This window comes from Alkalibacterium sp. f15 (assembly GCF_049389645.1).
Taxonomy (GTDB): Bacteria; Bacillota; Bacilli; order Lactobacillales; family Carnobacteriaceae_A; genus Alkalibacterium.
Map to the genome: position 1 here is coordinate 1,892,472 of NZ_CP186540.1, position 24,178 is coordinate 1,916,649.

Below are 24,178 nucleotides of genomic sequence, written 5' to 3' on the forward strand. Positions count from 1 at the left end.
GTCACAACATCTTTGATCAGACTTTATTTAAACCAAGCTTTTGCAAATTTGTTTCCGACAATACCACCGAGAATCATTACAGCCAAGAAGACCCAACCGGATAAGGAGAATTGTGCGATAGGTGTATATAAAGCACCGACGTTACAACCATTAGCTAAACGTGTTCCTAATCCCATAGATAAGCCACCTAAAGCAAATAAGAAGAACTGACGTACGGACAAACTCATTTCAGACATAAAGACTTCTTTAAATCTATTGGCAGTGAGCAAGAAGAAAACTGTTCCTAACAAGATACCGGCATTTTGTGTATTAACTGGATGACTAAAGAAGGGCGCACTGTAATGTTCAGGAGCGCCAAGTGTGAAATTAGCTAATCCTTCTGCAGAAACACCAAACAGCATCAGGACTTTCCCAAACCAGAAACCATAGGGAGTAGAAGCACCCCAACCAGAACCTGTCACACCCATTAATAAAGCAAAGACCAACGCGATTGCTACGGCGCCTTGTTTCAAAGTCCAGGGACGAACAAACAAACGGTTATAGGTTTCGTTTGAGAACAAGCTGTAATCTTTTGAATCAAAAGTATCAGGTTCATCTTGACGATTTTCAATGAAATGTCCAGCATATGTATTGTTGCGTTTGCGTGAACTTTCAAATTTCAAACTGAGGAAAACGACAATGCCACACAAGAGTGCTGTTAATACAATGGCACCCAGGTAACCGTTCAAGCCGTCCCATTTAAATAAATCGGGGAAGAACACACCGGTTTCAAACGTACCAGTATTGAACCAAGTTGCTGTGACAAATTCACTGGAACGCTGGATGGGAAAACCTATGAAAACACCCATTCCAAAAAAAACTAAAGTGACTAACGCACGGGGTAAAGCAGTAACCAAATCAGTCAACACTCCAGAAGCACAACAGGCAGAAAAGGACATTCCAAATCCAAATAACAAGCCACCAGCAAGTAAGCCGAAGTTGATCGGATTGATCCATAAACCAAAAGTAGTGGGATCTGCATTAAACAAAAATGCTGCCGTGATCAATGATGAAATGAAAAACATAAACATCAATGTACGCAATAATTTCGTTGATCCAGTAGTGTAAGCACGATTGACACTTCCGGCAAAGCCCGTGTACGCACGTGATAATGCATAGCCCAATGTCAATCCCATTAGCAAGCGGAAAAACAACATACCGGACTCTAAAAAAATGGCCCCCATAAATAAAATAATACCTAAAAACATGAAGCCAAAAATCGGTTGGAGCCTAGACACTTTCGGTAAAGATTTTGATGCTAACATGACAACCTCTCCTTATAAGTTCATTGTAAATGATTTCACTTTAAGTATACTGCCAGGAAGTCTTTATAACAACGTTTGTATGTAAAACAACAAATGTTTTTAAAGATAAAAAACATTTGTTGTTCACTTTTTCACAAATACAAATATTCTGGTGAAAGGTTGGTTGTAATATAAACGGGTAGGGATCGGGTTCACATTTTTTGAAAAGTCGTTATGGAAATTACTTTAAACAAAAATATAAACAGTATCATAAGATCTATTGCACGATTATACGTAGAAAAATCGTGTTGGAGAGTTCGTTAGAACTCACCAACACGATCAATGATAGCGCCAAAAAACTAAAGCGATTCTTCATTGTTTTTCAGTTGATCAGAAAGAGATTCAATGGTATCTGCTTCTTGATCAAGTATCTGTTCTAAATCATTTAATTCACTTTCAACCTTTTGAATGAGTTCATTCGCTCTCTTGACAGAGTCTGAAATATCATCCGTCAAAAGCGCCTCTTTCGATAAGCCATGCAATATCCAGGGGGAATCTAATTTAAATGGATGATTATTGGGAAGAAGAGCCACATCAGTTTCTGAAAAATCCCACCATGTTTTGGTCTGGCTATCTTTCTTTTGCGCGTTACTTAATTCCTGTTGAACGGTATTAAAAAGGCCAGGCTGATTCATGAAATCATGCCAGGGATAGACGACATGGAGATAGTTTACTCCTTTAAATTCTTCCCACATGATCACGCAGCGCGTTTTATCTTCATTCTCAAAAAAGTGCCACTGGTCGATTGAGTCTTCAAACATTTCTTCACTGACTGGGAATGGGTAATACGCTTCTAAAGGAAATACTTTTTTATCAAATAGTGGATGCAGATAAGTTTGTCTGATCCAGTTCATTTTCGTACTTTTATTCGTCTCTTCCTTCCATAGAGAAGCAGCGTTTGTAACAAGTGCTTCTAGTGTCGTTGTTTGAGCAGCATAGAGAAGCTTGACAGGAGGTAAGCCCACTTTTTTCAACAATGATTGAGCTGCTTGGTTGTGTTGTTCTGTGTTCGCACCGATCCATTTGACATCGGGATGGGCGAGTGCCTGGTTTAAACTGTATTCGACAATCTTTGTCCCATAACCACTTTTTCTGAAACGCTGATCTGTTCTTAAACGACCGAGCATAGCATAATAATCTTTGAATAAAGTGAACCCTGATAAGGCGAGAAGCTTGTCTGATTCAAACAACCCATACAAGTAGTTGGCTCCGCTTGTTATTCGGTCAAAGATGGGGAGCATATAATCATCGTCCAGGCCAGTTTGCATCTTTTCATAATATATTAAATCGGCTGCTGTTAATTGGCGGATGTGTTCAGTCATTTAATCATCTCCCTTTATTGCTTTTTGAGCCCCGATACGAAACCCTTCATAGTTGAACCCTGATTTTATATACATTTCTTTTGGAGAATCTTCTGCGTCCGCAACGAGGAAGACTGTTTTTTGCTTAGGAGTAGCTTGCTTGATTATATAATCAAGCAACGCTTTAGCAACTCCCTTCAGACGATATTCTTTGAGTGTAAACAAATCATCCAGTTCCAATCCCTCAGTGCTCTCGACTATAATACAGGAACCAGCAGCCTTTCCTTTGTAGTAGGCTAACAAGAAAGTGATCGATTTATCTTGAAAGAGTTTATCATAAAAAGGTTGTTTTGCCTCTGCAAAAGAAGTTGAAATGATTTTATCCTCTATATAATTGATCGATTTAAATGTATCTAATTGTTCATGGTTGACGACATGAATGCTGATATCCAGATTTTCAGCAACAGCAGTAAAATCGAAAGGTGCAATGGAATAGAGTTCTACTTTTTCCAAACCATAGTCCTCTTGATTTAAATAATCTAGTGTGTCAGGGTGTATGCCTTGATTTTCAGGCCAATAGAATTTGACATGAGTCAAGTCATACTCTTCTGAAAAGTTCCAATGCATCGTTTCTATCAATTCAAATTCTACTTTTGTAGGGGAATACTTCAACTGAAAAAAGTTTGAATCATATCTAAAAAGCGCCTCAGAATTATAATAGTGACGAAAAAAGTCGTTTTCGTCTATCAGTGTGCTGTGTGTAGCAACAGCTTCAAATGTGACCATAAGCATCTTCCTTTCTATCCTTAACTAGAATAGCAAATTAAAAGAGAGACTGTAAGCCTAAAGGGAAAAATTTGTTGATAAATAGCAAAAAATGCATAATATTCATTTTGAAAACGACTTACTCAACTCATTTATCACGTTTGAAAAGTATGGTTAATCATGCTAAAATTCAGATTATAAAGTTTAAATAGTATATAGAGCCTGTCAAATCAGAATGAGGTTTGTCACCTTTTGTTCACTTAATTTAGATGTGTTTTTTGAGAAAAAAGCAAAAAAAACAACGAGATTGGCTTTATAACAACGTTTGTAAGGATTACGATTCGTCATTTTTCCTTCAAACAATACAGTTGTGTAACAGATACTTGCTTGTTTTGACACAGAATCTAAATCTTATGCAATCGATTCCTGTGATATGATGATTTCAGTGCTTGAAATACATGGGCATACAACTAATTACAAACTGAAATCATATTAAAAAATAATGAATAACCAATCAGCTAGACTGAATATTAATGGATTAGGAGTTTTTCAAATTGAATAAGAAATTTATCGTAACAGCAATGACAGCAGTATTACTTGCGGGACCCCTAATGCGTCCAACAGAAGTAGATGCTTCTCAAAAATTAGAAGATCTAGAGAACCAACATCAAGAATTAAACAAGAAATCACAAAAAGTTGGCGGCGAGATAAAAAATCGCGAGCAGCAAATGGAATCACTTGAAAATGAAAAAATGCAACTGGAAGAAGATGTAGCTGAACTCCAAGCAAACATCGATGTATTGATTGTAGAAATCAGTGAGCAAGAAAAAGAAATTGAACGTATTACAGCAGAGATTGAACGTTTACAAGAAGAAATCGTTCAGTTACAGAAACAAATCGACCAACGTAATGAACAGTTAGAATCACAAGCACGTTCTGTTCAAACCAACGCTAACCCTTCTGATATTGTAGACTTAATAATGTCAGCGGAGAGTTTATCGGATTTGATCGGACGTGTCGGGGTAGTCAATGCCTTAGTTTCTGCAAACAATGATATCATGAAAGCACAGATTGATGACCAAAATGCCTTAGAAGAAACTGAAAAACAGGTGAAAATTGAGCAGGAAGAAATGGAAAACGTTAAAGCTCAACTCGAAGTTAGCCGTAACAATTTAGTGAACCAACGTGTTGCCTTAGATGACAAAATCCTTCAAGTTGCGGAGAAATATGATATGACCGCAGAAGAAAGAAAATCTTTCATTAACGAACAAACAATCATTGCTGAACGAACAAGTACTTTAAATGATGAAATGAAAGCTGAAAAACAACGTATTATAGAAGAAGAGCGTGCGCGACAAGAAGCTATTCGCGTAGCTGAAGAAAAACGCCAAAAAGAAGCGGAAGCTCAAGCGAAGGCCGAAGCGGCATCGAGAGCTAAGGCAGAAGCTAAAGTAGCAGTAGAAAAAGCAGCAGAAAAAGTGAAAGCAAAAGCAGTGGCAGCAGCTAATAAAAAAGCTGAGGCTGCCACATCTTCAAGTAATTCAACTTCAAACGCTTCATCGCCAATCGCTGCTCCAGCAAGTAGTGGATGGACACGTCCGGCACAAGGTCGTATTACTTCACCTTACGGCTGGAGAACACATCCGATTTTCGGAGACCGTCGCTTCCATACAGGCGTTGACATTGCAGGCAGTGGCTCAATTGGAGCTGCACGTGCCGGTACGGTAACGACTGCTGGATTTAATGGTGCGCTTGGATACTACGTTAAAATCGATCATGGTGATGGCTACGTAACAGTCTATGCACACATGCAGCCTAACTTAAGTGTCACACGTGGACAAAGCGTTTCACAAGGGCAACAAATAGGTATCATGGGAACTACCGGAGATTCTACTGGCGTTCATTTAGATTTCAAAGTATATAAAAATGGATCAACCGTCAATCCAATGAACTACATCAATTAAGAAAACTAAATATTTAAAAGAGAGAGGAAGCAAAACTGCTTTCTCTCTTTTTTTATGTCCTGTATACTGTATTTAGATGAATCTGAGTTGGAGGAAAAAAGTAATGGAAATAATTGAGTCAATACAGAACAAGCAAGTTAAAGAGTGGAAAAAACTTCTGACGAGAAAAGGAAGAAAGAGACAGAGAAAATATTTGATTGAAGGCCTGCATTTAGTAGAAGAAGCACTGAAATCAAAAGCCGAAATTGAAGTGATTTTAATTCGGGAAGATATGGTGGACGATTATTCAGAATTACTGGACATAAGAGAGGTCAGTGTCGTTCTGGTCACAGAAGAGATTTCTGATCTTTTAAGTGATGCCGTAACTGAACAGGGAATTACAGCCGTGATCAAAAGTGAAGAGTCATTTGAAAGCATAGTTGGAGATAAACCCGTATTGATGCTTGATCAAGTGCAGGACCCGGGAAATTTAGGCACACTCGTTCGAACAGCTGATGCAGCGGGATTTGAGGGCGTCATCATTGGAACGGGCTCAGTTGATTTGTATAATCCGAAAGCTCTTCGTTCTGCGCAGGGAAGTCAGTTCCACTTAACAATCATTCATGATGATATTGAAAAATGGATCGCCACATTTAAAGATAAAGGGATACCCGTTTATGGGACAGCTTTAGATAAAAATGCCGCCTCTTATCGCTCAATAGAACCACAGAATCGTTTCGGATTGATTGTAGGAAATGAAGGGAACGGCGTTGACCCGTATATATTGGAACAAACGACTAAGAACCTGTACATCCCTATAAAAGGTCAGGCAGAGTCATTGAATGTTGCGATTGCAGCGGGTGTTTTGATGTTTAGTCTATATCAATAACATGGCATTTTTAACATTTTTGTCACAAGTGTCATTAAAACGCTCTCAAAAAGAGTTGTTTCCTTTTCTTTTTTCTGTTTGAGGAGTAAGATAGCTTATGAACAGTCGAAACACATGACTGCATTGACTTATCACTGATTCATTAAAAAGGAGACGTTCCATGGAATTTGTTCGATCGATATGGGAAAATGACAAAGACTATATGACGTTAGTCGAAGATTTGCTTGAAAATGAAGATTTACTTAAATTAGATGAAATCACACATCACCACTATACGACACGTTTGATCCATTCATTATTCGTGTCATACGTGAGCTATAAAATCGCTAAACGCTTGAATTTGAATGTGAGAGCTGTTGCTAGAGCAGGTTTACTGCATGATTTTTTCCATGAAGGCAGAGAAGAAATCGCTTCAATGAAAGTAGGATCACATAACTTTGTCCATCCTAAAATCGCTGTAAAAAATGCTCAACGCTTAACCGAATTAAGTGAACTTGAAAAAGATATTATATTGAAGCATATGTTCCTGACTACAACGGGTATAGGCTTGCCTCGGTATAAAGAAAGCATGATCGTTACGTGTGTAGACAAATACTGTGCAATCAATGAAGTATCTACCCCCATCAGAATGATATTTAAAGGGAAATTATCAGAGTGGAGTATGAAATTAAGAGTGGTACACACTTAATTATCCTATAAACTTTTATACTAATAAAAACTGTTTCTATTTTTGTTCTGTGCTTGAACGAAAATAGAAACAGTTTTTTTTGTTATCAAGGGTTCGAGCTTATAAAGAAGAAACTAAGTTGAGCTGGTCATTTCAAGAGCAGAATGACAGACTCAAAATTGCAATCTAAATCGGTTAACTTTATTTCATCAATAAACGAAATAAAAGCTATTATAGTTCTCTAATAACGTGAAAACACGAAGAATCAAAAGATTCTTCGTGTTTCTCAATCCAACAATTCATTAACCGTTAACGACGGTTCCACCATTGACGTGAAGGGTCTGTCCGGTAACGTAACTTGAGTCGTTTGTTGCCAAATAAACGTAGGTTGGTGCCAACTCGTAAGGTTCGCCGGGACGATCCATAGGGACACCAGCATGCTCTTCATATGAGCTTCCGAGGGTTGCAGGAATCAGAGGTGTCCAGATAGGTCCAGGAGCTACGGCATTGACACGTATTTTCTTGTCGATGAATTCTTTATTTTGAGCTAAAGAACGGGTAAATGATATAATCGCACCTTTGGTCGACGCATAATCCATCAAACCAGGTGATCCCTTATAAGCTGTCACCGAGGAAGAGTTGATTATTGCGCCACCTTTAACCAAGTATGGAAAGACTTCTCGTGACCAGTAGATGGTTGAATAGATATTGGTACGAAAAGTGCGATCGATTTGAGCGGCAGTAATATTCATAATGCTTTCTTGCGAATGCTGCTCAGCCGCATTGTTGACGAGAACGTGGATATCTTCCCATTCATCAGCTACAGCATTTACTGTGTGTTTAGCAAAGTCTTCGTCACCGACGTCCCCCGCAAACGTCAGACATTTAACGCCCAGTCCGCTGATTCTTTCTTTGGCTGTTTTCAAATCTTCATTGTCCTCTAAATCAACAAGTGCGACATTTGCACCCTCTTTTGCAAAAGCAATGGCCACGGCAAGACCGATACCACTGTCTGCACCGGTTACGATGGTATTGAAACCTTTCATTTTACCGGCGGCTTTATAGGAATCGCTCTCCACTTTTGGTAGCGGCTTAATATTCTTCCGATCATCAGCCATCAAATAATTTTTCTTGGGTTGTTGCGTTTTAACTATCTCTTTTTCATTCATATACAAGCATCCTTCCTGATAGAAGCATGAAAATTATAACGGAGAATTGATAAGCAATTCATTGTTCTGTAAATCTATGATTTTTAAACGGTTATCTGCTTCGATGTAAACGGATTTGAAGACTTGTTCATCTCCATCTTGAAACAGGATGACTCGTGTTGTTCCATTATTCGTAATTAAATAGGCGTCATAACCAGTTGGGTCAAAGGCATCCTGTTCAGCAAATTCAGGGTATTGATCCAAATCATCAATAGCTTCGGCTTGTTCTAATTCTTCGTCACTTATGGGAGCCATTTCTTCGTCGGTCACGACGGCTTCGCCGGGTTCCTCTTCTATGGCTGCTTCTTCTTCGATTGGATCTAAAGTCTCGGTTTCACCCACTCCATCATCTGTCGTACATGCAGCTAAAGTAGTTGCAGCTAAAAATAGCACTATTGATTTTCTTTTATTCATGGAATCTCTCCTCATATTACCCGTTTATAGTTAGTGGTTACCCATTTAGTATAAATACTCTGCACCTTGGCTTCAAAGATAACGCTCTCTATTTTATTTTCATGAAAATTACCGAATGAGAGCGTTACAAGAGAACTATTGCTTGATTGACTATATAAGATTCGTTATGATAAGGACGATAGATAACCACAACCTTGTTAGGTGAGGCTACCATATGGAGACAAGCTACTGCCCGGAAACGTCTAAAGACGCCAACGGGTCAGCAAAAATTCTCGGATGAAGGGGATTTTTAATGTAGCTGAGGAATATTCTCTATGCCATATGAAGCTAAAGCTCAACGACAGAGGTGTTTTTGAAGATGACTTCACGTTCATGTTCTTAGCACGCTCAAGTAGGCGTGTTTTTTTATCTGTAAAATTATAGAACTTTAAATTGAATTCAACAAAATGGTTGTACGTTCGGTTAAGTTCCTTCTAGTAATTTACATCAATGGAGGTGAGGCGTATGGATCCTGTGCCTTTATATATCAGGATGAAAAAATTTAAAAATATAATATTTCAAGATGATCTGACGCTAAACCAAACGAAAAGGGTGAAACAGTATGAAATTAGTGAAAAGCAATAAACAAAAAACATATGAACATATTTTCAAAGCAGCAAAAGATAATGACAAACAGACCTTCAGAGCTCTATTTTTACGATTGCATGATCGTGACCAGCACGAGGTTTTCCATTTACTTTACCCCGATAAAAAACGAAAAATATCTGAATTTTTAACACCAGAAGAGTTTGGAGAAATTTTTGAATGGATGGAAACAGAAGATCAGGAAGCTGCTGTACAATACCTTCCTGATGAGTATATGGCCGAAGTCTTTAATACGATGTCAGCTGATGATGTTGCTCGGTTCATGACCGAAAGTGATGACGCGGACAATCTGACACTACTAGAGATGATGGATGATGAAGAAAGTCAGCGCGTTCAGGAGATTATGTCTTACGAACCGGAAACTGCCGGCTCCATCATGACAAAAGAATTTATATCGATCAATCACACAGAAACAATGTCCGAGGTTATTAATAGACTGAGAAAAATTGGACGCGAAGCAGAAACGATTTATTATTTGTATGTCGTCGATGACAAAGATCGTTTAGTAGGCGTGTTATCCTTGAGAGATTTACTGCTCTCTCCGGAAAATGAAACAGTCGCCAATATCATGTTCACTCAAGTAGTATCCGTCAATGTCGGTGATGACCAGGAAAAAGTTGCCCGAGTTATTCAAGATTATGACTTGCTTGCTATTCCTGTCTTAGGTTTTAACGGTACGATCCAAGGTATTGTAACCGTTGATGACGTCATGGACGTACTGGAAGAAGAGATGACGGAAGACTTTAACGAATTTGCCGCTATTAAACGGACGGAAGATGATCCCAGGAAAACAACGGTGATGTCAACGGCTAAAGCTAGAATTCCATGGATAGTCGTGCTGTTATTCTTGGGTATGTTTACCGGAGCACTGATAGGTGTATTTGAAGAAACGCTGGAAGCTGTTGTTATACTTGCAACCTTTATTCCCATTATGATGGCAACGGCAGGTAATGTCGGTACACAATCGTTAGCGGTTGCTGTGCGGAATTTGACTATCGATGATGACAGAGATAAAGAAGGATTTATTCATACAGTGAAAAATGAACTGGGTGCCGGTATGCTTATGGGAGTAATAGCCGCAATCGTGATGATTGCAATCATACTCGTCTTATATGGTAACGTTACACTGGCATTCATTGTTGCTGCTTCAATGTTTTTGACGGTAAGTATCTCAACTGTTATTGGCACGACCATTCCTGCAATCATAACTAAATTTAATATGGATCCGGCAGTTGCTTCAGGTCCGTTTATCACGACGATCAATGACTCAGTCAGTTTGGTTATTTACTTTTCCATCGCAACGATGTTAATAGAATTTTTATGAAATGTGAACAAAAATATTTTTGAATTAAAAATGAGACGTACCATTTCATGACTGTTAGTGGTATAATAACAGGTGTGAAAGTAGAGGTGACAGCATATGATAGAAATGGCTACAGCAGATACGCATCAGGATAAAGTCATTTGCCCGAAGTTTGAACAATCCTTTGCCATCTTAGGGAAAAAATGGACTGGCTTGATTATTGATGTATTGTTGGATGGACCTCGTCGATTCAAAGACTTGTCACAGTCAATATCTGGCGTCAGCGATCGTGTATTAGTCGAACGTCTCAAAGAACTTGAAAAAGAAAATATTGTAACCAAAGATTTGGATGATTCGTGCGATATGAAATCAGGTTATTGTTTAACTGAAAAAGGTAAAGCTTTAAAGAATGTTATGATCGAAGTACAAGAATGGGCAGACCAATGGGTTTGTGAAATAGACTAAAACAAATGATGAAAAAGAGTACTCTGACGAAACACTACTAGAGAACGATGTCCTGGCTGAAAGCATCGATTGAATCGTTTGAGGAAGTTCACTTTCATCACTTTTCCACTCAGTCTGAACTGGACGGAGAAGTATGTAGATTAACTTTTAATCTCGGTATGCGCCGTTATGCAGAAGTGCAAAAGGTAACTTTTGAACAAGGGTGGTACCGCGTGTTGACCTCGTCCCTCTATTGGGATGGGGTTTTTTATTTTGTTTTAAAAAACAATTAGACAAAATGTCATATTTTAACTAAAGGAGCATGACAATGGAAATGGAAGAAAAATTAACGACGCTGTTGGAAGACGTAAAAAAAGAAGTGAGCAGTGCAACTGAATTGAAAGAAATCGAAGCACTACGTGTCAAGTACTTAGGTAAAAAAGGCGAAGTCACAGCTGTGCTAAAAGGCATGAAAGATCTTTCGGCTGAACAACGTCCCGTATTCGGTAAAAAAGCGAATGAAGTACGTGATGAAATCACTGCTTTATTATCTGAAAAGAAAACAAGTCTTGAAGTAGAAGCGTTGGAAAAGCAACTCATTGAGGAAGCCATCGATGTTACGCTGCCAGGCAAACAAGTAAAGACTGGTCAAACACATGTCTTGACACAAATTATGGAAGACATCGAGGATCTGTTCTTAGGCATGGGCTATCAGGTCATTGAAGGAACCGAAGTTGAAACAGATTATTACAACTTTGAACGTGTCAACTTACCGCAGAATCATCCCGCGCGTGATATGCAAGATACCTTTTATATCACATCAGACGTCTTGCTGCGTACCCACACGTCACCGATCCAGGCACGAACGCTGGAGAGTCATGATTTTTCTAAAGGGCCGCTCAAAATGATCAGTCCGGGCAAAGTCTATCGCCGTGATACTGATGATGCAACGCACTCCCATCAGTTCCATCAAATAGAAGGCATGGTTATTGACGAAAACATTACCATGGCAGATTTAAAAGGCACTCTGGAACTGTTAGCCAAGAAAATGTTTGGTGAAGAAAGAGAAATCCGACTTCGTCCAAGTTATTTCCCGTTTACAGAACCTAGTGTCGAAGTCGATGTGTCCTGCTTTAAATGTGAAGGAAAGGGATGTAACGTCTGTAAACAAACCGGCTGGATCGAAATTTTAGGTGCCGGCATGACGCATCCCCATGTATTGGAAATGTCCGGTGTGGATTCTTCGAAATATGGCGGATTCGCTTTCGGCTTAGGCCCTGACCGTATCGCGATGCTGAAATATGGCGTGGATGACATTCGCCATTTCTATTTAAATGATCAGCGATTCTTGGAACAATTTAAAAGGAAAGGATAGGAGAGTATGAGAGTATCAGTCAAGTGGTTAAGTGAATATTTAGATTTAAACGGTATTTCTCCAATAGAATTGGCAGACCAGATTACATTAACTGGGATCGAAGTGGATGAAGTGAGTATCCCTTCAATCAATTTAGAGAATCTCGTCGTCGGAGAAGTGCTGATATGTGAACAAATGGTAGACTCAGATCATCTGAACCTGACAACGGTCAATGTCGATCAAGCGGAACATTCTCAAATCGTTTGTGGAGCGCCCAACGTTAAAGCGGGGCAAAAGGTCATTGTCGCTTTACCAGGTGCGACCCTACCTAATGGCTTGAAAATCAAAAAGAGCAAACTAAGAGGGGTCGTATCAAATGGCATGATCTGCAGCTTGCAGGAATTAGGCTTTTCTGATTCAGTCGTACCGAAGAAAGCTGAAGATGGTATCTATGTCCTGCCGGAAGATGCAGTAATTGGTGCCAGCGCATTACCTTACATTGGTCTGGATGACGCCTTCATCGAACTGGATATCACCCCAAACCGTGCCGATGCTTTGAGCATGCGTGGTGTGGGTTATGAAGTCGGGGCTATTCTTTCGCAACAACCGGATTTCAAAGAAGTCACTGTTCTGGAAGATGATTCTGAAGATATCAGCGATTATATCGATGTGTCAGTTGCTGATGCAAAGGATGCACCCGTATACAAAATACGTGTGATCAAAGAGGTCACAGTGAAAGAAAGTCCGTTATGGCTGCAGCGTAAGTTGATGCATGCAGGCATCCGTCCCATCGATGCCGTCGTTGACGTAACGAATTACATCATGCTGGAGTATGGACAACCACTGCATGCCTTCGATTATGAGTCTTTAAGTTCTAAAAAAATCAGAGTCAGAAGAGCAGCACAAGGTGAAACGCTGGTGACCTTAGATGGGCAGGAGCGTCAGTTGAGTCTGGATAACCTGGTCATTACAAATGGTGAAAAGCCGGTCGCGTTAGCCGGTGTCATGGGTGGCGAAAACACCCACGTCACGAGTGAGACGAGAACGATCGCGCTTGAATCAGCCATGTTTGAATCCAGCATCATCAGAAAAACGGCGCAGGCGCTCAATTTAAGAAGTGAAGCGAGTTCGCGTTTCGAAAAAGGACTCAATACAGCAACCATTGAAAAAGCGCTGGATCATGCGGCCCAACTGATTGCAGAACTTGGCAATGGTCAAGTCGTCAGTGGTGTGGCACGTTTCGAAGCCATTCAGCCGGAAGACAAGAAAGTAGTCATCACACTCGCTAAAATCAATCAAACACTTGGAACAGCTTTATCACTTGAAGAAGTGGTGAGCTTGATGGACCGTTTAGGTTTTGACAGTCAAACGGCGACTCAAACACTGAAGATCACGGTTCCACCAAGACGATGGGATATTGAGATCGAAGCAGATATTATTGAAGAAGTGGCTCGCTTGCATGGGTATAGTAAATTACCGGCAACACTCCCACAAAGTGAATCTGTCCCGGGAGAACTGACGCACAAACAGCAACGTGTTCGCGAAACACGTCACTTTATGGAAGGTGCTGGATTGTCTCAAGCAATCAGTTACGCCTTAACGACAAACAAAAAAGCTCAGGCATTCGCACGTGTCAAGGGTGAACCGGTAAAATTGGATTGGCCAATGAGTGAAGAGCATCAGGCCTTACGTAAAAGTTTACTGAGCGGTTTATTGGATAATATCCAGTATAATGTTGCGCGACAAAACAGACATATTGGGTTTTATGAAATTGGTCGGGTCTTTTATCCCGTTTCAGACAGCAAATTACCGCAAGAAGTGACACACGTCTCAGGTGCCTTGACTGGGTCACGCATCGAAGCAAACTGGCAGGAAGACGAGCAGACGGTAGACTTTTATGCGGCTAAAGGTATTGTGGAAGAGTGGTTCGAGGTGATCGGTGTATCTGAAGAGATCAGCTACGAACCAACACAGGCTTATTCCGAACTCCATCCAGGACGTACAGCTGAAATCAAATGGAGAGATAAAGTCGTGGGTGTCATCGGACAATTACACCCACTTATCGCAAATGAACGCGATCTGAAAGACACCTATCTGTTTGAAATCAACATGGATGAGCTGCTGGATAACCACCAGGAAGCCTTGATCCATTCATCGATTCCAAGATATCCGGGAACATCAAGAGATGTCGCGTTTATTGTGGACGAGACCGTGTTACATGACACGATCCTTTCTGTGATGAAAGAAAACGGCGGAAAATGGTTGAAATCTATTCGACTCTTTGATCTATATCAAGGGGATAACATTGAACAAGGGAAAAAATCAATGGCGTATAGTTTAGCTTACCTGAATCCAGAAGCGACGTTAAAAGAAGAAGAAGTAACCAAAGACTTCGAACAAGTGAAAGAAGCTTTAGTGAAACACTTCGCTGCAGAAATTAGATAACAGCTCTAAGGAGTCAAACTAAACTTGCAAATAAAGAAAATTTTCAGAGTGGGCATCTGTCTACTCTGTTTTTCATATAGAATACCTTGATTATTCACAGAAATCAGTATAAAAAAAGCTGGAAGTAATGCACGCTGAACAAATTCGTGTTATTATAATAAAGAATTTGAGAAGCGAGGGGGCTGTGTCATGTCCGAAGGGAAGCGAAGATATAAAGCAACTATAGATGGAGAAATATACACTATTGTTGGTTCAAAGCCTGAAAAACATATGCGCGTCGTCGCAGAGACAGTGGATGAACAATTAAGTCAATTAAAAGAACTAACAAAAGGTCTGGATAAAGAAAAAAGGGCCATCTTATTGGCAATCAATGCCGTATCGGATCAATTGACCATGCGACATGAATTGGAAGAACTGAAAGAAAAATACGAACGGTTAGAACAGAATTTAGAAAACTAACTTTAGTCAACAAGGAGAAAAGTATGCTGTTAACAGGGATTATTATCTTTTTATTACTATTATCACTATATAGCGGAGCACGAAGAGGCTTGGTCTTGCAGCTCGTATTAACGATCGGGTATGCTGTCTCATTCTGGTTTGCTTTGAATTATTATCAAATGCTCAGTGAGTACGTGGAGATGTTTGTTCCGTATCCTACACCGGTATCTACATCAGACAATCCCTTCGTACTTTACGGCATCGATTTCTTATTTGAATTAGACGGCCCTTTTTATAAGGGTGTCTCATTTGTAGTGTTGTTATTTATCGGTTGGCTTGTCACTCGAATCCTGGGTGGCTTGTTCCAGTCATTGGCAGACTTACCAGTGGTTCGGACAGTCAACGCAATTGGTGGAGCGGTTTTGAGCTTTGTTGTACATTACATTGGGATATTCTTTGTCCTCTTTGTTCTCTCAATGATGCCCATAGCACTCATACAAAACCAGTTTGCATCAAGCGCACTGGCTAGAGAAATCGTCACGGACACACCGGAATTGTCACAGCAAGTGTATGACTGGTGGATCGAACAAGGACTACAAGAATAAATCCAGATAAACGCAAGGCGTGTTGATTGAAGGAGAAACATCACTATGATGCCCTTCGATCAACCTTTTTTGTAGAGTCGTAAGAGTGAAACATTTAAGGAGAGAACGTATGACGGAAACATTTCAATCTTCATTCAAGACGTTGGAATATGAAAAAGTAATCATTAAATTAGGTGAGCATACAGTATCGAAGCTAGGGAAAGAAAAAGTCAGGACCATCAAACCATCCGATCATAAAAACACCATCTTGGAACAATTAGAAGAAACAGAAGACGCGGTTTTGCTGATGCGCTTAAGAGGCGGCATTCCACTAGCTGCTTTTGAAGACATCCGTCCTCACCTAAAACGTGTCCGGGTTCAAGGCAGTTTGAACGGTACAGAAATTGCTCAAATTGGTCGTTTACTGAGAACGCTGAGAGAAATCAAGACGTTTTTTAGAAAAGCGGAAGAAGAGGACATTCCTCTGCACCGTTTATATGACAAAATAAATAAATTGGAAACATTTAATGCTTTAGAGAAAAAAATATTTATAGTCGTAGACGAAGGTGGCCACGTTCTGGATGACGCCAGCTCGAAACTCAAAGGTTTGAGAGATGGTATCAGACAGACAGAAAGTCGTGCACGTCAAAAACTTGAAAGTATTGTTAGAGGTCCTCAATCGCGGTTTCTCACAGATGCACTGATCACGATGCGAAATGACCGCTACGTGATCCCTGTAAAGGCAGAGAATCGATCCGTATTTGGCGGTGTTATCCATGACCAAAGCTCGACAGGTCAAACGCTGTTTGTTGAACCTCAAAGTGTCGTCGATTTAAATAATCGTCTGCGCCAGTATCAAGTGGAAGAGAAATATGAAGTGGAACGCATTTTAGCTGAATTGACCATGGAAATCGAACCTTACCGAGAAGATTTGGAAGAACATCTGAGATTACTGGTTGAACTCGATGTGATTCAAGCCAAAGGACGCTTTGCAAGAGCGATTAGAGCCGTCAAACCAAGAATAAGTACGGATAATCATGTTGAGTTATATCAGGCGCGACATCCTTTGCTTACTGATGATGAAGTGGTACCTAACGATATCGTCATTGGAAAAGACTATAAAACCATGATCGTGACCGGACCCAATACGGGTGGGAAGACAGTAGCCTTAAAAACGCTTGGGTTGCTCCAGTTGATGGGACAGTCAGGCTTGTTTATCCCAGTAGAAGAAAACAGTACCATGGGCATCTTCTCGAGCGTCTACGCGGATATCGGTGACGAACAATCAATTGAACAAAGTCTATCCACGTTCTCATCGCATTTAACAAAAATCGTCAATATTTTAAAACAAATGAATGACAAGAGTCTTATTCTGTTGGATGAATTGGGTGCCGGAACGGATCCTCAAGAAGGAGCAGCATTGGCGATAGCTATACTCGATGCGATTGCTCAAAGCGGCTGTTATGTCATGATCACCTCACATTACCCGGAACTGAAAGCCTATGGGTATAACCGACCGGAAACCATTAATGCCAGTATGGAATTTGATGTCGATACGCTCAGTCCAACGTTTCGCTTACTCATTGGTATCCCGGGAAGAAGTAATGCGTTTGAGATCGCTAGACGTTTGGGACTGGATTCAATGATCATTGAATCTGCTAAACAATTGATGAGTGGCGATAGCCAGAGTGTAGACCAGATGATTGAAGATCTGGAAGGTAAACGCAAGCAAGCGGAAAGTGAAGCAGGCAAAGCGACCAAAGAACGTAGAGACGCAGAGAGCTTGCATAGAAAGCTTGAAGCAGAGTACAAAGCTTATCAGAATGAAAAAGACCGGTTACGTAAAAAAGCAGAAACAGAAGCTAATACTTATTTGGAAAAGAAAAAGCAGGAAGCAGAAGCTATCATTAAAGACTTACGACAAAAACAGCTCGAAGGGCATATGAGTGAACCACTTAAAGAACACGAATTTATCGATGTCCAATCGCGGTTATCACACCTTAAGACAGAAGAAATGAGCCTGAATAAAAATAAAGTCTTGCAGAAACAAAAACAGAAAAAGGGTTTGAGGGTCGGCAATAGTGTTGAAGTCCAGTCGTTCGGTCAAAGAGGGATTATTGTTGAACAGTCGGATAACAGTCACTGGGTGGTTCAAATGGGCATGCTTAAAATGAGACTGCCTGAATCGGATCTGGTTCAGATAGAGCAGGAAAAAGAACCCAAACAACGCGTCTCGGTTACACGCTCTTCAAGCATGGGCGTTTCGACTGAAATAGATGTCAGAGGAGAACGCGTGGAAGAAGCCCTCAACAAAGTGGATAAATATTTAGATCAAGCCCTACTTGCCAATTATCCAAAAGTAACGATCATTCACGGTATGGGGACGGGTGCGGTAAGAAAAGGCGTCCAACAATTCTTGAAAAAACACTCGCAAGTCAAGGAGTTTGGTGATGCACCAGCGAACCAGGGCGGGAACGGCGCAACAATTGTGACGTTTAAATAGAATAATAGTCTATGGTAGACAAGAATATAAGAATTTGCTATACTAATCAATAGGACGAATAACTTACTTTTAATAAGTGAGTTAATAAATAGGAGGAATTTAGAATGGTAAGAGAATTAACTGATCAGAATTTTGACCAAGAAACAGGTTCAGGTTTAGCATTAACAGATTTTTGGGCAACATGGTGTGGACCTTGTCGCATGCAGTCACCTGTTATTGACGAATTAAATGAGGAATCTGACGGTAATGTAAACTACTTCAAAATGGATGTAGATGCAAACCAGTCAACACCAAGTAAATTTGGAATCATGAGTATTCCAACATTGCTCGTAACTAAAGATGGAGAAGTCATAGACAAATTAATTGGCTACCACAGTAAAGAACAAATCTTAGCTAAATTATCACAACATCAGTAAAAATGCATTATTAGGGCAAAGCTTAGAGGCTTTGCCTTTTTTTTGTTAAGATAATTCTAATATGATATTAACATTACAAAAACATATTCGGTAATGTGACTAATCTATGACATTTGTGTTTTTTTAAATACAAAACCCTTTAAGTAGGTATACTTTTTTTTGTTTCTGGTATAAGATGGTTTTATAAATAACGTGTATTATATAATGAAAAAGTTAAATATCTTATAGTTTTCAGATTTTTTATTGAATTGCGTTAAATTTATACTTAATTGGAGAGTGTTAAAATGTCTCATAGTAAGGAAAGTCAGTCTGTGCTGACATCAACGATTCAGTACAGGTATATAATCGAATGCAAAGATAAAACGGTCGAATTAGAGGTAGCAAATCAGGATGTGATAAAAAATGCTGATGATGAAATCGACTGTCCTCTAGATGTTGTTTTAAGAAAAAACAATTATGATTTGAGTGATTTGACATCTTGGAATGCGAGAGAAATACGTTTTGTCAAAGTTAATGATGATGAGGAATGTGTTCTGAAAAAGGTCCTTCTGAATATGAATTTATAAAAAAATGTGTGATTTTCTTTTAATTAAGATAAATCACACTATTTTTTTGTTTCCAAAGATGAGTGGAGCATACTCGCCTATGTAGGCGAGTATGAACAGAATTAAAAGCAAGTGTACAACAATAAAATGACCGTTAAGTGCCAAGTCGGGTAAACTTTTAAAAATAAATGATCAGTATGGTGACGGTTATGTATCCACTGAAAGTGTGAAATCATGCGAGTGGACGGTAATGTGCCAATTAGTGATCTCTCAGCGGATAATAGTTTGCGAGTGGGTATTATTGACTCTTATTAGTGACCAGTCAGCAAAGCGAAAATCTTCAGTAGTAAGTATAGCCCCCCTATAGTACCCACTCGCTAGTTATATGTCTTTGAGAAGGTTGTAGAGAGTGCAATAAGTGTTCACCCATCGTTCACTTACTTCTGAGTAGTCACTACAGGACGAGTAAAGGTCCAACTCTACCCTATTGATTGGTTGAGTCGTCACTTAATATTTATCAAGTGGTCGCTCAAGTTACAAAACCTTTTCAGCCGGTAGTTATTTCGCTGGGAATCATTAAAATTGGAAAGGCTTCGATATGTTCGGGTCGAAACCTTTCCAATGAAAGAATTTCTGGTATTATGATAGAGACTATAGAAACGATGGAGGAGCACGTATGGAGATTGGTATTATAGGTTTGGGTGTAGCTGGAATAAGCATACTGAGAGAAATAGAAAATCAAACGCAGAAGGGAATACTTGAAGACCTTCATATCACTGTCTATGCAGAAAAAGAAAGTTATGGGACAGGCTTTCCTTATCAACCGGATGATGAAGCCCTATTGATTAATCAGTATACAGAAACGATGAGTATAGATCCTAATGATCCCAATGATTTTTTGGAGTGGGTTCGAGAAACTAAAAACCTGAAACAACTTTACAATACCCATTTGCCTAGAAAACTGTTCGGAGAGTATCTGCTCGATAAAAGTCGTGAGTTGATTGAAAAGTTAAATGTCTCTGTGATTTACGAAAAGGTCCTATCGGTTAAGCGTCAAGAAGACAACCAATATGAAATCAAGACGAAAAATAGCACAAATAGGGTAGATTGCGTTCATTTATCAGTAGGTCATTTAGCTTATCAGGACCCCTATAATTTGAAGGGTGAAGAACAGTACATTTATAATCCGTATCCGGCCAACAAAAAATTGAGTCTTCAAAAGGGGCCGATAGCTATTGGAATTGTTGGAACGGGTCTTACAGCCCTAGATACGTTTTTATACATCAGAAAGTACTACCCGGAAGCAAAACTGTCATTTTTATCTTTAGACGGACGCTTCTCATCCGTGCGGGGACACGAGCCACCAATAGAAATACAAGCTGTCTGTCAAGAACGTGTTCGTCAGCTGGTAGAAGAAAATCAGCAGCTGACACTTGATCAGATAAAGAAATGGTTTGAAAAAGAAACAAAAGATCATGACATTGATTTGACTTGGATTTGGAAAACATTGGGCGAGGGAACACTCGCGGGTTTGCAGCAAGACTTGAATCATTTAGAAGAAATAGGTAAGTTTCAATCGCTTATTCATCAAATGAGAGACTTTTATTCGCTACTGTGGAATGCCATGCCGGATACTGAAAAAGACCGGTTTTTAAATGACTTTGGTTTGAAATGGTCGAGTTTTAAAGCGCCCATACCACAACGAACAGCCTCTCTGTTATTAAAATCTATTTCTGAAGGAGAAGTTGAACTGTATAGTGGGATAAAGTCTATTAAAAAAGTAAATGAGGGTTTTGAGGTGCAAATCAACGGTCAAAAGACCCGAGCATACGATTTTATAATCAATGCGACGGGGCAGCAGATGGATCTAACAAAACAGCTTTATTTGCAGCAACCTTTGATAAAAGAGTTGGTTGAATCAGGTGAATTGACGCCTTATCGATACGGCGGTGTCCTGATCGACTATCCCTCTATGACTGCCATCAGTCAAAAGGGAGAGAGGATCAACGGTTTATACGTATATGGACAACTCTCATCGGGCATACAGTACGGCAATAATAACGTGGAATTGATCTCCAAAAGTGCGCAGTATAGCGTACAAGATATGCTGAAAAATTATAAAGAATCATGAAGGATAACACAAAACCCATGATAAACTGCCAAAACCGGTAAAGGTGTGGCGTTATCATGGGTTTATTTCAGTTTTCATTTAAAGAAACGTGATGATCCGATTGTAATAAAATAGTGACACGGTTTTTCTTGAAATCAAGTTCATAAGTTGCTTCAGTATAGGTTCCAGCTATTTGTTGGTATCCTTCTGCTAAAAAACCGGCTTCCAGCGAAAAATTAGGAGCAGTTTGAGTTGTTAGACGGTGACTAACTAACGGACCAGACCAATCATAAAGGTTGGTGTTTTTCGTTGACTTCGTTTGTATAAGCTCGCCTAAAAAAATCGTAGTCATTTGTTCGGTAAGTTCCTCCAGAGAATCAAAAGTGTTGGATCGTGCGAGTTCTTTCCCAGCCCAGTATAAGATATCTTTTTCATCTTCTTTAAGTAAATTGGGAAGCAAGTAATCTCTTAAGAGACTGATGCTCTTTAACGGGTCAGTGGCTTGATTTTCGGATTGCATTCTTTCACCTCTCGCTTTTTTGTCTCTAATGTAAATTCGTTTTGTCTTTCACTTTTACTGAACATTCTTTATAATAGAAGAGGAGACAAAAATCATACTTACTTATTTTACCTTTTTTTTGATAAGGTTTCTATAGTAATATGTTGATTTATGCTCGAGTTTTGATGTTTAAGTTAGCAATACATGTAAGTATCTTAGAAAAGGTTGTTTTAATATTATGAATAAACCGATTGGATTACTGGACTCTGGCGTTGGTGGATTAACGGTATTGAAAGCAGTGATAGACTGCTTGCCAAATGAGTCGATTGTATATATAGGAGATACAAAACGCTGCCCATATGGGAATCGTTCAAAAGAAGAAATTATAGAGTATACGCTTGAATTGGTCCAGTTTCTAATGGATCAGCACGTAAAAATGATAGTTATCGCCTGCAACACAGCTACTGCTCACACTCTGGAAATAGTGAAAAACAAAGTCGACATTCCCGTCATTGGTGTCATCGAACCGGGAAGTGAAGCAGCTGTGCGTCTTACAAAATCAAAAAAGGTAGGCGTTTTAGCAACTGTGAGCACCGTTGATTCTGGTTTTTATGAGAAATCGATTCTGGGAAAAGATGAATCGATCCATGTAAAGAGTTTAGCATGCCCTGAATTTGTGGAGATTGTTGAAAAGAATCTCTATGAAACAGTAGAAGCTAAAAAAATAGTAGAAAAAAGGTTAGAGTCTTTTAAAACTGGAAATATGGACACCGTTATTTTAGGGTGCACTCATTTTCCATTACTTACCCCTTTCATTCAAGAAAGATTAGGAATAGAGGTTACATTGATCGATTCTGGCGCATTGACGTCTTATGAAGTGGAGAAGGTTCTAAAAGAATTTAAACTTGATGCTAAAGCACCTGTTACAAGAACAATCGATATCTACACGACAGGACCGGAGAAACCATTTCGCACGATTGCACAAAACTGGTTGCAGACGAGCGAGTTAAATGTACGAGCCATTTCATTAGAAAGGTTGAAATTAACCCATGACTGAAAATAAAACCATTCTCATTGCTACAAGAAATAAAGGTAAAGCAAAAGAATTTGAAGCGCTGTTTAATAGCAAAGGCTACACCATCACAACGCTTCTTGATCACCCGGATATTGAAGATGTTGAAGAGACTGGTAGGACCTTCCAAGCGAATGCTCTACTGAAAGCAGAAACGATTGCTAAAGAATTAAATACGCTGGTACTTGCTGACGATTCAGGTCTAGTTGTGGATGTCTTGCATGGCCAGCCAGGAGTCTATTCAGCAAGGTATGCTGGAGAAGAAAAAAATGACGCAAAAAATAATGGTAAATTGTTAGTTGAATTAGCTGATTACAATGAGAACGAGCGACAAGCACATTTTCATTGTTCACTCGCACTCGCACATCCGGATAAAAAATCATTAGTTATTGACGGCAGACTGGATGGAGAAATAATAGAAGTGCCTCGTGGAGATTGCGGTTTTGGATATGATCCGTTATTTTATGTGCCGAATAAAGGGAAAACCTTGGCAGAATGTAGCCAAGTCGAAAAAAATGAAATCAGTCATCGAGCAGATGCTTTGAAAAAATTAGAGCGTCATTTAGATGAATGGTTAACCAATCAACAGGAGGAAGACAGACTATGAAATTAGTAGTGGTTAGTGACAATCACGGTAATACGCATTACATGGAAGAAATTTATTCTATCCATCAGCCAGATACTGCCGAATGGATCCATTGTGGAGATTCGGAATTAATGGAAGATCATCCCTTGTGGCAGACTTATAAAACAGTGCTCGGAAACATGGATATCACTGATAAATATAAAGTAAGCCGTGTCGAACAGGTTGGAGAATTTCGTTACCTTCTTGTGCACGGTCATAAACATGGAGTCAAAAGAAGCTATGATCAGTTAGCAGAGTTAGCGAAAACGTCTGACGTCAAGGTCGTCTTTTACGGACATACGCACATTCCTAAAGTGGAAAAAAAAGAGGGGATAGTGTTCATCAATCCAGGAAGTATTGCTCAACCGCGAGACAGAGATAAAGGAACCTATCTAGTGATGGAAATAGATGGAACGTTATCAAAGGCTGTCCTTACTTATTACGACCAGGATCATAATGTGATACATGATTTGAGCATAAGTGTTTCATTGATGGATTGACGATTTGTCGACCCTCATTAGATTCTCATTTTTATCACGTCTTAATCGCTATGACCGGGGCTATTGATAAATATGTTCAATTAATATCTAAGAATCTTCTCTAAAACAACTTCTTTATTTTGGCTTTCACGTGAAATAAAGGTACAATGTAGTTATAGAAAACGG

Annotated in this window: 21 protein-coding genes, 1 pseudogene and 1 riboswitch; of the genes and pseudogenes, 16 read left to right on the forward strand and 6 right to left on the reverse strand. The window is 39.5% G+C overall.

Annotation, left to right across the window (positions count from 1 at the left end):
- Positions 1–23: 23 nt before the first annotated feature.
- From ACO1PF_RS09180 to ACO1PF_RS09190, 3 genes are all read right to left on the reverse strand, one after another.
- Entirely contained in the window at positions 24–1,304 is a 1,281-nt protein-coding gene (locus ACO1PF_RS09180; RefSeq protein WP_423188754.1) for a YeeE/YedE thiosulfate transporter family protein, read from the reverse strand.
- Between the two features lie 338 nt (positions 1,305–1,642).
- Positions 1,643–2,665 carry a GNAT family N-acetyltransferase gene (locus ACO1PF_RS09185; RefSeq protein WP_423188755.1) on the reverse strand — a complete coding sequence of 341 codons (1,023 nt, stop codon included), beginning with the start codon at positions 2,663–2,665 and terminating at the stop codon, positions 1,643–1,645.
- Positions 2,666–3,430 (reverse strand): GNAT family N-acetyltransferase, encoded by a 765-nt coding sequence (locus tag ACO1PF_RS09190; RefSeq protein ID WP_423188756.1) that lies wholly within the window; start codon positions 3,428–3,430, stop codon positions 2,666–2,668.
- 533 nt (positions 3,431–3,963) lie between these two features.
- On the opposite strand from ACO1PF_RS09190, the gene ACO1PF_RS09195 reads away from it, so the two are divergent.
- From ACO1PF_RS09195 to ACO1PF_RS09205, 3 genes are all read left to right on the forward strand, one after another.
- Complete coding sequence (locus ACO1PF_RS09195; RefSeq protein WP_423188757.1) at positions 3,964–5,373, forward strand: peptidoglycan DD-metalloendopeptidase family protein; 1,410 nt, start codon at positions 3,964–3,966, stop codon at positions 5,371–5,373.
- A 103-nt stretch (positions 5,374–5,476) separates the two neighbouring features.
- On the forward strand, positions 5,477–6,241 hold the full coding sequence (locus ACO1PF_RS09200; RefSeq protein ID WP_423188758.1) for a TrmH family RNA methyltransferase: 765 nt from the start codon (positions 5,477–5,479) through the stop codon (positions 6,239–6,241).
- A 160-nt stretch (positions 6,242–6,401) separates the two neighbouring features.
- Complete coding sequence (locus tag ACO1PF_RS09205; RefSeq protein WP_423188759.1) at positions 6,402–6,929, forward strand: HD domain-containing protein; 528 nt, start codon at positions 6,402–6,404, stop codon at positions 6,927–6,929.
- A gap of 281 nt (positions 6,930–7,210) precedes the next feature.
- Here ACO1PF_RS09205 and ACO1PF_RS09210 read toward each other — a convergent pair whose 3' ends face one another.
- Complete coding sequence (locus tag ACO1PF_RS09210; protein ID WP_423188760.1) at positions 7,211–8,077, reverse strand: SDR family oxidoreductase; 867 nt, start codon at positions 8,075–8,077, stop codon at positions 7,211–7,213.
- A 33-nt stretch (positions 8,078–8,110) separates the two neighbouring features.
- Positions 8,111–8,530 carry a hypothetical protein gene (locus ACO1PF_RS09215; RefSeq protein ID WP_423188761.1) on the reverse strand — a complete coding sequence of 140 codons (420 nt, stop codon included), beginning with the start codon at positions 8,528–8,530 and terminating at the stop codon, positions 8,111–8,113.
- Positions 8,531–8,716: 186 nt separating this feature from the next.
- A riboswitch (M-box (ykoK) riboswitch) is annotated at positions 8,717–8,883 on the forward strand.
- A gap of 248 nt (positions 8,884–9,131) precedes the next feature.
- On the opposite strand from ACO1PF_RS09215, the gene mgtE reads away from it, so the two are divergent.
- From mgtE to ACO1PF_RS09265, 10 genes are all read left to right on the forward strand, one after another.
- Complete coding sequence (gene mgtE / locus ACO1PF_RS09220; protein ID WP_423188762.1) at positions 9,132–10,499, forward strand: magnesium transporter; 1,368 nt, start codon at positions 9,132–9,134, stop codon at positions 10,497–10,499.
- 96 nt (positions 10,500–10,595) lie between these two features.
- Positions 10,596–10,943, forward strand: coding sequence for a winged helix-turn-helix transcriptional regulator (locus ACO1PF_RS09225; RefSeq protein WP_423188763.1), 348 nt, complete (start codon positions 10,596–10,598; stop codon positions 10,941–10,943).
- A 307-nt stretch (positions 10,944–11,250) separates the two neighbouring features.
- A complete protein-coding gene (gene pheS, locus ACO1PF_RS09230; RefSeq protein ID WP_423188764.1) occupies positions 11,251–12,297 on the forward strand; it encodes a phenylalanine--tRNA ligase subunit alpha in 1,047 nt (348 codons plus the stop codon).
- A 6-nt stretch (positions 12,298–12,303) separates the two neighbouring features.
- Complete coding sequence (pheT, locus tag ACO1PF_RS09235; RefSeq protein ID WP_423188765.1) at positions 12,304–14,721, forward strand: phenylalanine--tRNA ligase subunit beta; 2,418 nt, start codon at positions 12,304–12,306, stop codon at positions 14,719–14,721.
- A 189-nt stretch (positions 14,722–14,910) separates the two neighbouring features.
- On the forward strand, positions 14,911–15,180 hold the full coding sequence (zapA, locus tag ACO1PF_RS09240) for a cell division protein ZapA (protein WP_423188766.1): 270 nt from the start codon (positions 14,911–14,913) through the stop codon (positions 15,178–15,180).
- A gap of 23 nt (positions 15,181–15,203) precedes the next feature.
- On the forward strand, positions 15,204–15,764 hold the full coding sequence (locus ACO1PF_RS09245; protein ID WP_423188767.1) for a CvpA family protein: 561 nt from the start codon (positions 15,204–15,206) through the stop codon (positions 15,762–15,764).
- Between the two features lie 109 nt (positions 15,765–15,873).
- Positions 15,874–18,246: an endonuclease MutS2 gene (locus ACO1PF_RS09250; RefSeq protein ID WP_423188768.1), complete on the forward strand. Its 2,373-nt coding sequence runs from the start codon at positions 15,874–15,876 to the stop codon at positions 18,244–18,246.
- A gap of 104 nt (positions 18,247–18,350) precedes the next feature.
- A complete protein-coding gene (trxA, locus tag ACO1PF_RS09255) occupies positions 18,351–18,662 on the forward strand; it encodes a thioredoxin (RefSeq protein WP_071847718.1) in 312 nt (103 codons plus the stop codon).
- Between the two features lie 284 nt (positions 18,663–18,946).
- On the forward strand, positions 18,947–19,228 hold the full coding sequence (locus ACO1PF_RS09260) for a hypothetical protein (RefSeq protein ID WP_423188769.1): 282 nt from the start codon (positions 18,947–18,949) through the stop codon (positions 19,226–19,228).
- A gap of 655 nt (positions 19,229–19,883) precedes the next feature.
- Positions 19,884–21,338 (forward strand): FAD/NAD(P)-binding protein, encoded by a 1,455-nt coding sequence (locus tag ACO1PF_RS09265; protein WP_423188770.1) that lies wholly within the window; start codon positions 19,884–19,886, stop codon positions 21,336–21,338.
- A 67-nt stretch (positions 21,339–21,405) separates the two neighbouring features.
- Here ACO1PF_RS09265 and ACO1PF_RS09270 read toward each other — a convergent pair whose 3' ends face one another.
- Positions 21,406–21,837, reverse strand: a complete 432-nt coding sequence (locus ACO1PF_RS09270; RefSeq protein ID WP_423188771.1) for a DUF2507 domain-containing protein — start codon at positions 21,835–21,837, stop codon at positions 21,406–21,408.
- 217 nt (positions 21,838–22,054) lie between these two features.
- Between ACO1PF_RS09270 and racE the strand changes: the two genes are divergently transcribed.
- From racE to ACO1PF_RS09285, 3 genes and pseudogenes are all read left to right on the forward strand, one after another.
- Positions 22,055–22,873 carry a glutamate racemase gene (gene racE / locus ACO1PF_RS09275; protein ID WP_423188772.1) on the forward strand — a complete coding sequence of 273 codons (819 nt, stop codon included), beginning with the start codon at positions 22,055–22,057 and terminating at the stop codon, positions 22,871–22,873.
- Positions 22,869–23,495: pseudogene (locus ACO1PF_RS09280) on the forward strand (XTP/dITP diphosphatase); the annotation flags it as partial. The gene racE and the pseudogene ACO1PF_RS09280, both read left to right, overlap by 5 nt.
- Positions 23,492–24,013 (forward strand): metallophosphoesterase family protein, encoded by a 522-nt coding sequence (locus ACO1PF_RS09285; protein ID WP_423188773.1) that lies wholly within the window; start codon positions 23,492–23,494, stop codon positions 24,011–24,013. The pseudogene ACO1PF_RS09280 and the gene ACO1PF_RS09285, both read left to right, overlap by 4 nt.
- The last annotated feature ends 165 nt before the right edge of the window (positions 24,014–24,178 follow it).